This window comes from Mesorhizobium sp. M1C.F.Ca.ET.210.01.1.1, from assembly GCF_004791585.1.
GTDB lineage: Bacteria > Pseudomonadota > Alphaproteobacteria > Rhizobiales > Rhizobiaceae > Mesorhizobium.
The window spans coordinates 14,256-27,531 of the sequence record NZ_SRUU01000050.1; the positions used below are offsets into that span (position 1 = coordinate 14,256).

Here is a 13,276-nt window from a genome sequence, read left to right on the forward strand (position 1 = left end):
TTTAGAAACGGACGCCGAGCTTGGCGCTGAACCCGTGTGTCTGGGCATCCGAGGCGATCTGTCCCTGATAGGCGATGCCGAACGTCGCGTTCTCGGTGATGTTTACGTCAAGCCCAGCTTCGAGCAGAGCTGCGTTCTTTGCGATCGGCACGCCCTTGATGGCGAAGGAGGAACCGCCAGCAAAGGCAAGAGCGGTATCCGGCCTGACGTCGCCGAAGGCGTGGCGCCAGCCAAGACCGCCGCGCGCGGTAGCAGTCACGGTGCCGAGGGTCAGTACCGTCGACGCACGCAGACCTAGCGTGGTAAACGCCGTGTCGCTCGAGCGATCCCCGCTCGACAAGGCGGCTGCGCCGCCATTCTCGGTGAAGCCATCGGCGTCAAAATTCACATAAGCGAGATTAGCGTAGGGCTCGAAGGAAGCCGAAGCCGTATTGATACGGTAGCCGAGCTCGCCAAAGGCCTGGAACGTGCCGGCGTCGTAATCGGCCGAAAGGCTGTCGGCGAAGCCTGGAAAGACCACGGACCTGCCGGTCTCGATGCTGTGCCAGGTATAGGCAAGGCCGGAACGAAAACCGAGATTGCCGTTCTGCGTGCCGGCAAAAAGACCGAGATGGTAATTCTCGCTCGAGCCCGACGACGCGCGATCGTCCGCCTCCAAGGAGGTATGGCTGTAGCCGCTGATGAGGCCGAGCCGCCAGCTTTCGCCGACAGCCGCGTCACCGCCAGCCAGAAAGCCGCCTGTCGAGTGATCGAGACCGGCGGCATTGCCGTCGCTGTCGAGATGACCCCAGGCGCCGAAGCCACGGCCCCATACGGCGAAATTCTCACTCGTTGCCGGGGCCAGTTCCAGACCACCCAGCCCATAAGTCATCACCGGAACGCTGGAGGCACCGACGCCGTCGAACGCCGCACGGATCCGTTCGCTCGCGGCATCGCGTACAGAATGACTGTCCTCGATGAGGCCGCTATGAATGGAAGCATGAACCTCGCCTGATAGCATATCGAAAGCGTTGCGGGCTTCCGGCGCCGTCAGGAACAGGATGTTGTCCTGGATCGGATTACCGCTTCCAAGCGCCTGAGCCGCTGCGGCGACCGAGCGTTGATTGAAGGTGCTGGCTACATCGGCAAACGCCGTCGATGTGCGGCTGATATCGAGATAGACATTGTTGGCATCGTAGACGAGCTGGAAATCGACGAAGGGCGTCGCGTCTGTCGCCAGAGCCCCCGTCAGCCCGCCATAGGTGCCGCTTACGCCGCCTGCTGCGGAGAGCAGAGTATATCGGGCATCGACCGATAGCGTTCCCTGCCGCAGCAGCTCGATCTGCGCGCCGCTGTCGATCGCCGCTGCTCCGCCAACATCGATGAGATCGGACGACCTTGCGAGGTCGACCTGATAGATCGATCCGGACTGCTGCGCGAAATCGCCCGTGACAGTCAGTGTGGTGACGATCCTGCTCGGATCGGTCGCACTGCCAGGAGCGACCGTGCCGCCCTCGGAAATGGTGACCGCACCGTAGGTGCCGCCGCCTGCGACGACACCGCCGCTGTTTGCGATAGCCGTGCCCCCGATCTGCCCGTCATTCCCGAGAAAGCCGGACGTGGTCGCATCATGGGAAAGCACACCTGTATCGGCAAGCAGCAATCCCGCGCCGGAACCGACCGTCGTCATGCCGGAAAAATTGTTCTTTCCGCTCAGCGTTTGCACGCCACCGGCAACGAATAGTTTGCCGCCCATATTATTGTTATCAACGTCGAGGTCGTTGATGCTGCCGGCGAACGTGTCGTTCGAATCCGTTAGCACCAGGGTACGCTTGCCCAGTTCGACCGTTCCGCTGCCACTCAGGCTACGAATACGGGCATCGTTGTAGGCGTCGGAGATTCCCCAATAGTCGCTGCCATTTCCATGTTCGGAGATATCGAACGTGCCGTCTGCAACGACTTTCGCTGACCGTTGGATGTTGCCGAGCCCCGCAAGCGAGAGATAGGCATCCTGAGCAATATTCGTCTCGCCGGTGTAGGTGTTGACATTCGTCATCCGGACCACCGTCTTTGTATCAAGCGTCAGCGATCCGGAGCCGGAGACGACACCCGCTATGCCGAACCCGCCCTCATTCCCCATGCTCGTCGTGATCCTGCTCAGACCGGTCCCTTCGGGTGCGGATGAATCGGTAGAGAAGTTGCTGGCAGTGACGAAATGTGACGTATAAGCGGTATACTTCTTCTCCAGATCGAAAATGACCGATCTGTTTTTGAAGAAGTCAAGACCGGCAACAAAACTGGTCTGGTCATTGGGTTGTTCCGTCGTGCCGCTGGTGTAGGTGAAGTCGATATTGTCCAGCCTTACCGGATCGCCATCCGTTCCTGCGATTGTAACGCTCGGGATGTTGCCCGATGCGCTTACGATCTCGCGTTGCTCATTTCTCCGAACATTTTTAAGTTTGACGCCCGCATCCTGAAATTGCTTCAGCATCGCATCACTGATCTCCAGACTGCCACCGCCCGGTGTGCCGGTGTCGAGCAATACCGCGGTCTTGTTGGGGTCGGTGATTGGTGGGGCTCCATCCTTAACCGTGTACTGCAGATTGTAGCTGCCTTCGTATTCGGTCGAGGCATTGGCGCCAGAGCCAGGAAAATTCTGATAAGAATCCTGATCTTTTTCCTCGGGTTCTCCCCATGGCATGGCATTAGTATATTGGGCCCGGAGGCTTGGATTGAGGTTGACAATCGTGCAGGGGGAACAGCCAGGCGTTTGGTCGCTCTCGGAATCCGGATTCACATTGGCGGAGACCACGTAGCCAGACCTGGTGACACTGCCCATCATGCCCCAGACACTTGTCTTGCCAAGAAAATCGCCGGCCCCGAATGTACCTGCGAAATCGCCGCCTTCGTCTGCCATCTTGCCAGCGGTCATTTTCGCCCGCTGCTCCTTATCGGCGTGATAAGGTTCTTGGAGATCCTGACCATACATATCTTTAAGTCCATCCGTCACGGATCCCGGCGTGCACTTAAGATTGTTGTCCTTGCAATACGCATGGGTATAGACAAAATCGAGAATGCGAGCAGCCCGGTATTTCTTATCGCTTACAGACGGCCCGTCGATTGTTATCTTTTGATCTGGATCGACATATGTAAATTTATCAATTTCCACGTTCTGAAGCTTATTACCATACGTTCCGTCCCCGTACGTATATACGTAAGGCGTGTCGGCAATCGGGCGGACCCCGGTCACCTCTGACCCGATCTGCGTGTTGAGCTGGTCCGAGCCCGTGTCGAATACGTATCGCTGCGCGTTGCCATTGTTGATCTTGGCCCAGATGCCCAGGCGGTCATGGCCTTCCCCGACATACTCCAGCGGGATCGAAATCGGGTCGTCGGCCAACGCTTCTCCAGTTGGAAATGCTACCAGACCCACCCCGAGAGACACAGCCGGCAGGAATACCGTCGTCATCGCGGTGGTTGCCGCCAGAAAGTTCTTTGTCCTGAAACAAGCCTGCATACCTGGTCCTCGAAAAAGTCTCGCAAACTGATTGTTCATTGGAACGGCCTCCTGAATTGTTTAACGAGACCCTTTATGGCGGCCCTGGCTGACAACAGCCTGAAAGCTGCAAGCGGCCTGCGAGAATGGGGCGATCCTGAATGACGACAGGTGCTGTCAACAATGGATGAGTGCTCGGCCTGAAAGCTGAGCACGCTTTATGCTCAGGCTGCTGACAAGGCCAAAGCAGCGTAAGTGCGGAGTGAAATCCAAGGTCCACATGGGTCGTCGCGCTTCCCGTGCGCCTGGGAAGGCGCCGGCCCGGCCAAGCTTTCCCAGATCGTCCGGATGGCGCACAAGATACCGGTTCAGGTCGATCGAGATGGAGGCCGAGGCGTATGCCAAGGCGGTCGACTGCCTGACGAAAGATCAGAATGCGTCGCTGGCGCTCTACGATTTCCGCCGGCAGCGAGCTCAGCTCCTGCCGGGCATCCGTGTTTACTGGCGACGAGACACAAGATGTGCCCAAATTGCCACCAGACCGTCACCTGCGATGAGTTTCGGCAACTGATTTTGTCCTTTCAATCGTCGCCACTTCCTGGCCGCGGCCAACATGGGCCACTCGAAGGCAGCAGACTGGCGGCTATATGGACGGGCTGTGAGCCCGCACCGGAGACATTGGCGAAATCTACGATCTCTATAGCAACGTCAAGGAGAAGCGCGAGGTGTTGCAGATGTGGTCAAATCACATCGAATGGCTGATCAAGCAGGCTGCGGATGACGCTCTGGCGGCGTAGCTGCTGGCATGGGCGGAAGATGCGGCGCAACAATCGTCAGAGCCTCATCGAATTGGAGATCATGCTTGACCAGCAAATGCGCGGCCAATGCTTCGATGGCTGACCAGTGATCGAGTACTAGCCGGGCCGTGCGATCTTCGATCCGCCTCCAACGGGGGCGGCGCGGCATCAGGAACCGCAACTCACCATAGATTCGCTTGGCATCCGCGTAGTCGCTGCTCCCCTCATTCCCATCGGACGCATTCATCGCCATATCGCGCGGGTCCAGATAGCCTTCGAATGCGGATTCTGCAAAAGGACCTGCCAGACACGCAACTATCTCTTGGATCGCTTCATCGCGTTGGAAATGTCGATCCATATCGTTCTCGAAAATCGGCTTTAGCTCCGAGGTGAATCCTTGCGCTGAATAGAAAACCGTGCCTTCGACAAAACCACCGCACTCTCCGTCACCGGCGTCGGGGTAAATACTAACACTTGAGAAAGCAGGGAGTTCACGGTCGTCGTCGAACATCTGACGGTGCAAAACGATGGCGGCCACCGCGTGCCCGGCTTCGTGATGCGCCACAGACGGGAGAAGATATTGGGAGGCTACATTCATGCGGTGCGGCTCTCAGATCTAGTTTCCATCCAAGCCCTGATATCGGATTCAAGCCATGCGACTCGGCCGGGGGAGATGCGACGCCGCTTAGGGAACAGGCCTGCCTTCAGAGTCGCGCGGTCGCGCTCGAACTGCGTTCCACTGAAGTGCTTCAGGGTCTTTGCCGACTGGCCGGCGGCCCAGGCAAGTGCCCGCTCGCCTTCCACATCTTCAAGCCAAAGATAGAGATCGTCGTCGGGAGCATCCAGCGTTGGACGGACATCAAATGCGTTCATGTCCGGACAGCCTTCAGAAAGAAGGGATAGAGGCTTCCGTTTGATCGGGAACGCTTAGTGTTGGTAGCGGCGCCCACATGTTCGAAAAGCGTGATCATTGATGAGTTCTTCCAGTCGGTGCGGCATCGCAGTGCTTTTGCGCATAGGACCGCAATTGTCGTGCCAACTGGGAAAATCGTTTCGGAACAACGTGATCGCTCTGGCAGCGTTGTGTCAGATGTCCGACATCGTCGAGAATCCGACAACGAGTGCTCCTCCTAATCACCGGATCAACCTCCGGCGCCAGTCGGTGACACCGCATTCCTCTGTCTTTCCAGGAGACGGCGTGGACATCAATGCCGTTCCTCACCGAACCCGCCTCCTAGCCCTTCGCCCATACGTCACGGCCGCCCCCCGGTTTGGCTTCAACCTGAAGGATTACGGCGTCCTCTTCGCAGAGAAGATCGGGTTGTTCGTGGCGCGCGCAGCGGAGCCCAAGGAGCTTTTCTGGGTTGCGGATACTGGCATGTCGATATTACGACCGTGTGTCCTTCGACAAGCTTGGTGGCTTCTTCAACCAGAATCTCGCCGCGGAGATCGAATCGTTATCTGCGCCGCAAAGTGCGGCCGGTGAGCGGCGTGGCCCTGCGTTCCAGTTGGCCACGGTCCTCGCTGGGACGAGCAAGTAAATGGCTTGCGCAGCAACGGTGCGATCACACCTGGAGCACGGCGTCATCAGGAAAGCGCCATCCTTGTGCGCCCACGACACCCTGGTCGCCATCGGCCGCATCGCGGGGGGGCACTGTGGGCGATAACCATTCATTGATCTGGGCGATTGAGGGTTCTGCCGGGGCGCTATTGCTGCTCGGTAGGGCTGCGGGCTGGCGAGTCTACCAAGGCGAGCAACGACAGGCGAGACGGCAGACATTACGTGACGGAACTTGATATTGCAGTGCAGCAAGCGTAGAGCACCGCGCGCTTATCGGAGTGTCGTCCATGGCCCTTACCAATGCTGGTAACGAGGCAGAACCTGTCGAACAATCGAGCCATTCTGAGGTCGAGCAGCACAGCACCAAGGCGCTGATGTCGGGCGCACTAGGTGTCGTTTATGGCGATATAGGCACCAGCCCGATCTATGCATTTCGCGAGGCGTTGCATGCATCAGCGGGTGGCAACGTCGCCAGCCGTGGCGACATCCTCGGCGTACTCTCGCTGATCATCTGGTCCCTGACGATCACCGTGACGATCAAATACATCATGTTCGTGCTCCGCGCCGACAATCGAGGCGAGGGCGGAGTGCTGTCGCTTATGGCGCTGGCGCGCAACAGTTTCCCGACCTGCTCTGCGGTGATCCTCGGCATCGGCATCGGCATCGGCATCGTCGGCGCGGCGCTTTTTTTTGGCGACGCCGTCATTACGCCGGCAATCTCGGTACTGTCGGCGGTCGAAGGTATGAATGTCGTCACGCCGACGTTCCAGCCCTATGTGGTGCCGCTGACACTGGCCATCCTGGCGATCGTGTTTGCGGTACAGCGGTTTGGCACCGGCGGCGTAGGATTGGTGTTCGGACCCGTTACCGCGCTGTGGTTCCTGGCCATCGGCCTTTCCGGGCTCAACCACATCATGGACGACCCGGAAATCCTGCTGGCAATCAGCCCGCATTACATCGTGTCGTTCCTGGTCAACTCGCCTGACGTCGCCTTCGTTACGGTTGGTGCAGTCTTCCTCGCCGTCACCGGAGCCGAGGCGCTCTACGCCGACCTCGGCCATTTCGGCCGCAAGCCGATCGTGCTCGCCTGGCTGGCGATCGTGTTCCCTTGTCTGTTGCTCAATTATGTCGGGCAAGGCGCCTTCGTGCTGGCAAATGGCGGCGTTGTCGGTCATCCGTTCTTCGAGATGAACCAGGGCTGGACGCTTATTCCGATGGTCGTGCTTGCCACGGCGGCGACCGTGATCGCCTGCCAGGCGGTGATCTCCGGCGCCTTTTCGCTGACCAGGCAAGCGGTACAGCTCAACATGCTGCCGCGTTTCGTCATCCAGCACACGTCGGAAAAACAGTCGGGCCAGATCTATCTGCCGCGCATCAACCTGATGCTGGCGCTGGTGGTGATGCTGCTGGTGGTCGGCTTCGGCGAATCCAGCCGGCTGGCCTCGGCCTACGGTATTTCGGTGACCGGCAATATGCTGGTGACGAACATACTGCTTTTTGTTGTGATGACGCGCATCTGGAAATGGCCGCTCGGCGTCGCGATAGCCTTAATGGCGGTGTTCGTCTTCATCGATACCGGCTTCTTTGCAGCTAACATCGTCAAGGTATTCGAAGGCGGCTGGGCCTCGCTTGCCATTGCCGCAGTGATCGTGATGACCATGTGGACTTGGATAAGAGGCAGCAGGTATCTATTTGACAAGACGCGCAGGAACCAGATTCCGCTCGATTTCCTTGCGGGCAATCTGTTGAAGAAGAAACCGCAGCTGGTGTCCGGTACGGCCGTGTTCCTGACCAGCGATCCCGCCAGTGCGCCGACCGCGTTGATGCACAGCCTGAAGCACTACAAGGCGCTGCACGAACAGAACGTCATCCTCTCTGTGGTGACGGCGCAGCAGCCCGTGGTGCCCGACAGCGAGCGGATCAAGATGGAAACGATCAATGAGCTGTTCATGCGGGTGACACTGACCTTCGGCTACATGGAACAGCCTAACATCCCGCGTGCGCTGGCGATCTGCCGCAAGCAGGGTTGGAAGTTCGACATCATGACGACGTCCTTCTTCCTGTCGCGTCGCTCGCTCAAGGCGTCACCCAACTCCGGCATGCCGGTGTGGCAGGACAAGCTGTTCATCGGCTTGGCGCGCACGGCCGCCGACGCGACGGAGTATTTCCAGATCCCGACCGGACGTGTGGTCGAGATCGGAACGCAAGTGGCCGTTTAGGTATGCCCGGTTAAGCAGAATCAATTGGCATTTCGCGAGCCGGTGAATGCCTGACCGGGCGGAGGCCACGATGCTTGCGCCAAACTGGGGTCCGGTTCCAGGCCTGAAGCTTCCGGCCCCGAAAGCCGTCCTTTACGCCTGCGATCATTTCCGTTCCGCATTGTCTTGCCGACCCACCAGTCGAGATGCGCTGAAACGACCTCGCCGGGCAGCAACTTATCATTTGAACCTAATCGATGTGCCGCAAGTCCGACCTTCATTCTTCAGTTCACAGGCTAGCGTTGCCAAAATCGGCGTGCCGCCTAACCGGCGCCGCACCGTGACCTGTCAGGATGCTATGCAGGCGCGAGGCAGAAGCTGGCTCGAGGCCGCCGGCCTGGTGCTGGTCCGGCAGCGGCCGGGCTCGGCCAAAGGCTTCATGTTCCTCTGGAGGATGAGACGGGTGCGGCAAACGTCGTCGTCTGGGTCAAGATCTCTCGAGAAATTCCGGCGCGTGCTTCTTGCTTCGGCCATGCTCGGCGTCCGCGGACGCATCCGACGGAAGAGGAGGTGGTGCACCTCGTCGCCCACGAGCTGACCGATCTGTCGGCCGGGCTGGCCAGCGTGGGAAACCGCAAGACGCCGTTTCCGTTGCCGCACGGCCGAGGGACGAGGCTCATCACGGCGGATCGGGCATCGATCCGCGCGGCATGCCGAAGGGGCGCGACATCGTCGATGCAGTATGACCATATCGACCCTATCAAGTTCAAGACGCGTAACTTCCGGTAGCGCTTCCGGAGGCCACTTCAGCAGCATGTTGTGCACACTTTTGTCGGACCCTGTTAACTGCCGATTGGCAGCAGGTCACCCCGTGCCGGATCCCAAATGTCGTCGCTCTCAAGCGCAACGACTGCCCGCACCCTTTTTAAGTCAGCGAGCACCTCCACCGCCGGACGCCGCCCCGTTTCCTGAGCCGCGGCGTAACGGGTGTATTTGTGACTGTCCGGCTCAAACCACTTCAACGATTCCAAAGTAGCCATGGCATCGCCCTTGCGGCTGCGCGTGATGCGAATGATCGTGATCCCATCCTAAGCGCTCGCGTCGAATGGAGACACGCTGCCAACGCTTCATCTGCTCTACCCCATCTTTGTTCCAAGGCGGTCGGATCATCTCAATGAGCCCTGCCTCGGGGTGGCCAAAGCATGCATATTTATCGTTCGGCCCCGCATCGAATTATCATCTGCGATGTGGGACTCGATCTTGGGTTGGCGACGGCTTCGCTCCGGGAGTAGACGTCGGACCACTGATAAGTGCCGGACCTTCTCCACAATTTCTCGGCGGACTCATCGTGAACGCTCGATTGGACGTAAATGCGGTTCGCGGAAACGCAGGTCTGGCCGGCATTGCGGAACTTCGCCTGGACCGCACCGTCAACAGCACCGTCAATGTCGGCATCATCGAAGATGATGAAAGGTGCATTGCCGCCGGTTTCAAGGCTGACCTTCTTGATCTGGTCAGAGCACTGACGCATCAGCAGCCGTCCGACCTCGTTCGAACCGGTAAAGCTGATCTTTGGAATTGGTGCAGAGTTCACGGCCCACGCGATCACCTTCGGACGCATAGATCAGGTTGACCACGCCATCGGGAAAGCCGGCCTGATGGCGAGAGCAAACATTGCACCTAGCCACGCCACGATAAGATCGAGCGCGGCTTCGTTGCGTGCGGGTCTGTGGTCAGTGGAGGGCGGAGGAAAAGCGCTCGGCGTGCTCGCCCTCGCGATACCACTGGTTCGCGCCGGCAAGCGCCAGTTTCTGAGGCAAATCGCCGAACAGCTGGTAGAGCCTTACTCTCAGGGCTTGGCATCTATGTCGCCTACGACCGCCACATGCAGCCCGTCGCGTGCGAAAGCGGCTTTGTGGAAGGCGCTTAGATCGGAGGGCGTTACGCTAGTCAGCCTCCCTTGGGCGGTCTCGAATACGGATGCGTGCGTAGATTCCGCGCCGCCAGGCCAGCTCGGCGATCGCATGAGGTTCGCGCTCATTGGCAATGATTTCGGAGAGAAGCTGGGCGCGTATGCGGTCGAAAAGTGCTGGTGTAGCCGGATGCGGGTCCCGCCGCCGAGAATGTCGGCCAGCAGTCGAGCGCCGCGGCCCCGCACCAGGGACCGCCCATGAATGACTCATGCGAGGCGTCTCAAGGCTGTCCGCGATCCAGCGCCAGATCTCCGCCTCGCCCGAGACGCGCAGAGCTGGCCGGTTGTGCAGGAGCCGTCGGCAATATCCGCCTTCCTCGTTCGGATGGGTAACGCTTGCGATACGGAGTCTTGACTTTGGCAGTCGCTCTGTGACATTACCTATATAAAGTTCGAAAGAAGGCGATATGGATCATGCATAGGTCACAGAGACCCGAATGAAGGCAACGTATAAACGCACCTATTCGCGCTACGCGATGGAAGCGCTTGGCCTTTTCGGTAAGACCATCCGGCTTGGCCGGATGCAGCACCGGTTAACCGCACAGGAGTTAGCCGAGAGAATCGGTGTTTCACGCAGCACCCTGCAGCGCATCGAGAAGGGCGATCCCAAAGTCGAAATCGGACTGATGTTCGAAGCTGCTGCCATTGTCGGTGTGAAGCTGTTCGATGCCGACGGCAATGGCATCACAGCCCTCACAGGCCGCATGGACGATCGCATCGCGCTGCTGCCGAAGCACGTCTACAAGGCCGGCAAGCAGATCGTCGATGAGTTCTAAGGTCCCCAAGTACGACGAAGCCTATGTCTGGGTCTGGCTGCCGGGCGAGACCGCGCCGGTTGTCGCCGGGCGGCTATATGCCCATGACGGACTCGTCAGCTTCAACTATGGCAGGAGCTTTCGTGAACTGGGAAGCGCGATCCCGCTTTATCTCCCGGAACTGCCCCTGAAGGCAGGCGAATTGCCTTTGCTTCCTGGCCTAACCATGCCGGGATGCATCCGCGATGCTGCCCCTGATGCCTGGGGACGACGGGTTATCCTAAACCGCAAATTCGGTGTGAAGGGCGATGAAATCGCGCGGCTCGATATTTCAGAACTGACGTTCTTGCTGGAATCAGGCTCGGACCGCATCGGCGCGCTCGATTTTCAGTTTTCGCCAATGCATTACGAGCCGCGCGCACTGGCCAATGCCACTCTCGAAGAGCTTGTCCAATCGGCGGAGCGGGTAGAGAAAGGTATTCCGCTCACCCCCGAATTAGATCAGGCGCTGCATCACGGCAGCTCGATCGGCGGCGCAAGGCCAAAGGCGCTGATCGAGGGTGACGCCGTCAAGCATGTCGCGAAATTTTCCTCGTCTGCCGACCTTTACAGCGTCGTCAAAGGAGAATTCATAGCCATGCGGCTTGCCGCCTTGTGCGGCATCAGAGCGGCATCCGTCTCGCTCGTTCGCGCCGCAGGCAACGACGTGTTGCTCGTCGAGCGATTCGACCGGATCAAGGTCACGGGCGGCTGGCAACGCAAATCCATGGTCTCAGCGCTGACGATGCTCGCGCTCGATGAGATGATGGCGCGTTACGCCAGCTACCAGGATTTGGCGGAGATCATTCGCCACCGATTCACCGCGCCGTCGGAAACTCTGCGCGAGTTGTTCAGCCGCATTGTCTTCAACATACTTTGCGGCAACACCGACGATCATGCCCGCAACCATGCGGCATTCTGGGACGGCGCTAAGCTCACCCTCACGCCTGCGTACGATATTTGTCCGCAGGCCCGCAGTGGCCAGGAGGCCAGCCAGGCCATGCTCATCAGCGGCAATAACCGCATGAGCCGGATAGCGTCCTGCCTTGAAGCGGCGCATCACTTCCTGCTCAGCGCGCCGGAAGCTCTTGCGATTGTTGAAGGCCAGCTCCGATGCATTGCGGAGAATTGGCCGCGTGTCAGCGAGGAAGCTACGCTATCCGGCACAGATCGCAATCTGTTCTGGGGCCGACAGTTCCTCAATCCCTACGCTTTTACGGCGCTGGAAGGAAGCGCCGACGTTCTCCGCGCTCTGGCTGACGAACTACGCAACAGTGTTCACGCCTGATCCGGCGCTGGATTTCGGACAAGCTCGGCAAGCGCAAGACGCCCACAATATCGACAACCCTTGCCGTGCCAGGACGAAGATTGAACAAACGGCTCTTCAACAGTGACAACGTGCACTGCGGAGAGATGTGGAGCTGACACCGCAAAAGCCCAAGACGCGCGACTTCCCGCGATACAACTCCACATAACTGAGCGTCTACAAGCGGTGCAGCCAGCCAAACATCCAGCCATCAAAGCGATGATCGTCTGATCTTTTGCCGATGACATCACGTCGGGGAAGCCTTGTTCGAGCGCTTGCCGCTTCATATCGATACCGGCCTGGGCGTAGCGCATCGTTAGTTCAGCCCGAGTGGCCTGGCCATCGACTGATGGTGGCGATGTCAACACCCGCCTTGACGAGGTGGATGGCCGTCGTGTCCCGCAAAGGGCGATGATGGATGCTTTTTTCCGCCATGGTGGTTCCTTCGCCCGCAGCCATGTGTGCGCAGCAAGTATGGAACACCGAACCGGGTGAGCAGTGTGGGGCGGTCGTTGCTTTGCTCGGCGGGACAGGGCGATACCAGACGAAGGTCACAATCGAAGATTCAGGATCCCTGAACTCGTGCATCCGTATTGAACATCAGCGAAAACAGAGCGTAATCCCGCTGTCCAGAAGGCGTGCGGCGGACGATACGCGCCAGGACGCTCTTGATTTCCGGGCTCATCGAGATATTCGACAGGTGCCACCCACGCGCCCTCTTGAAGGGAAGTGTCACCACCAGTTGCAGCGTATCCTAATATTCGGGGTGCTCCGAAATCAGGAACCGCGCAAAGGCATCCATCGCCGCCAGCCTTGCATTGCGGGTCGCAACTGCCACGCTCGACCTCAAGTGATGTGAGAAAGCTGCCCATCCTGTCGGTATTGATGTCGGAGACCGCTTCTTTCAAGAATATCTTCCCGCTCTCCCGCGGCATGAGCCCGTGGCATGCTTCGGCCCAATGCTGTGGATTGATGTTTCTTCATGCCACAACCTCGCTGACGAGACCGCCGAAAGCCCCTTCAAAGCGGTCGGTGGCGATCTCTCGGATCGTGCCCACTGGAGTGGTGTAGCTGACGGCATTGGTCGCCGTGCTCTCCGGCATGGGCCGGAATTGATCAGCGCGCCACTGCCGGCAGGCTGATGAGCGGATCATCGCTCATTTGGCTGATGGT

8 protein-coding genes and 2 pseudogenes are annotated in these 13,276 nt (G+C 59.1%); 4 read left to right on the forward strand and 6 right to left on the reverse strand.

Annotated features, from left to right (window positions below; genetic code table 11):
* Window position 1: 1 nt before the first annotated feature.
* From EN853_RS31150 to EN853_RS31160, 3 genes are all read right to left on the reverse strand, one after another.
* Entirely contained in the window at window positions 2–3,535 is a 3,534-nt protein-coding gene (locus EN853_RS31150; RefSeq protein ID WP_082826570.1) for an autotransporter domain-containing protein, read from the reverse strand.
* A 702-nt stretch (window positions 3,536–4,237) separates the two neighbouring features.
* Complete coding sequence (locus EN853_RS31155; RefSeq protein ID WP_063169290.1) at window positions 4,238–4,870, reverse strand: hypothetical protein; 633 nt, start codon at window positions 4,868–4,870, stop codon at window positions 4,238–4,240.
* Window positions 4,867–5,145, reverse strand: coding sequence for an AlpA family phage regulatory protein (locus EN853_RS31160; protein WP_063169289.1), 279 nt, complete (start codon window positions 5,143–5,145; stop codon window positions 4,867–4,869). The genes EN853_RS31155 and EN853_RS31160 overlap by 4 nt, the downstream gene beginning before the upstream one ends.
* 975 nt (window positions 5,146–6,120) lie before the next feature.
* Here EN853_RS31160 and EN853_RS31165 point away from each other — a divergent pair.
* Both EN853_RS31165 and EN853_RS31170 read left to right on the forward strand, forming a co-directional pair.
* Window positions 6,121–8,052, forward strand: a complete 1,932-nt coding sequence (locus EN853_RS31165; protein WP_126080677.1) for a potassium transporter Kup — start codon at window positions 6,121–6,123, stop codon at window positions 8,050–8,052.
* 307 nt (window positions 8,053–8,359) lie between these two features.
* Window positions 8,360–8,820 (forward strand): annotated as a pseudogene (locus EN853_RS31170) (OB-fold nucleic acid binding domain-containing protein); the annotation flags it as partial.
* 512 nt (window positions 8,821–9,332) lie between these two features.
* Here the strand turns inward: EN853_RS31170 and EN853_RS34230 are convergent.
* A pseudogene (locus tag EN853_RS34230) lies at window positions 9,333–9,829 on the reverse strand (aldehyde dehydrogenase family protein); the annotation flags it as partial.
* Window positions 9,830–10,479: 650 nt separating this feature from the next.
* Here EN853_RS34230 and EN853_RS31185 point away from each other — a divergent pair.
* Together EN853_RS31185 and EN853_RS31190 are read left to right on the forward strand one after the other, a co-directional pair.
* Window positions 10,480–10,779 (forward strand): helix-turn-helix transcriptional regulator, encoded by a 300-nt coding sequence (locus tag EN853_RS31185; RefSeq protein ID WP_210326673.1) that lies wholly within the window; start codon window positions 10,480–10,482, stop codon window positions 10,777–10,779.
* Window positions 10,769–12,085: a HipA domain-containing protein gene (locus tag EN853_RS31190; RefSeq protein WP_063169281.1), complete on the forward strand. Its 1,317-nt coding sequence runs from the start codon at window positions 10,769–10,771 to the stop codon at window positions 12,083–12,085. Before EN853_RS31185 ends, EN853_RS31190 begins: the two co-directional genes overlap by 11 nt.
* Window positions 12,086–12,654: 569 nt before the next feature.
* Here EN853_RS31190 and EN853_RS34235 read toward each other — a convergent pair.
* Window positions 12,655–13,011, reverse strand: coding sequence for a hypothetical protein (locus tag EN853_RS34235; protein ID WP_126080678.1), 357 nt, complete (start codon window positions 13,009–13,011; stop codon window positions 12,655–12,657).
* Window positions 13,012–13,083: 72 nt separating this feature from the next.
* Window positions 13,084–13,206: a hypothetical protein gene (locus tag EN853_RS35200; protein WP_281061589.1), complete on the reverse strand. Its 123-nt coding sequence runs from the start codon at window positions 13,204–13,206 to the stop codon at window positions 13,084–13,086.
* Between the last annotated feature and the right edge of the window lie 70 nt (window positions 13,207–13,276).

Bases quoted from the DNA above. Each gene is read 5' to 3' on its own strand.
- EN853_RS31150 (WP_082826570.1), bottom strand. From the start codon at position 3,535: ATGAACAATCAGTTTGCGAGACTTTTTCGAGGACCAGGTATGCAGGCT.
- EN853_RS31155 (WP_063169290.1), bottom strand. From the start codon at position 4,870: ATGAATGTAGCCTCCCAATATCTTCTCCCGTCTGTGGCGCATCACGAA.
- EN853_RS31160 (WP_063169289.1), bottom strand. From the start codon at position 5,145: ATGAACGCATTTGATGTCCGTCCAACGCTGGATGCTCCCGACGACGAT.
- EN853_RS31165 (WP_126080677.1), top strand. From the start codon at position 6,121: ATGGCCCTTACCAATGCTGGTAACGAGGCAGAACCTGTCGAACAATCG.
- EN853_RS31185 (WP_210326673.1), top strand. From the start codon at position 10,480: ATGGAAGCGCTTGGCCTTTTCGGTAAGACCATCCGGCTTGGCCGGATG.
- EN853_RS31190 (WP_063169281.1), top strand. From the start codon at position 10,769: ATGAGTTCTAAGGTCCCCAAGTACGACGAAGCCTATGTCTGGGTCTGG.
- EN853_RS35200 (WP_281061589.1), bottom strand. From the start codon at position 13,206: ATGCCGGAGAGCACGGCGACCAATGCCGTCAGCTACACCACTCCAGTG.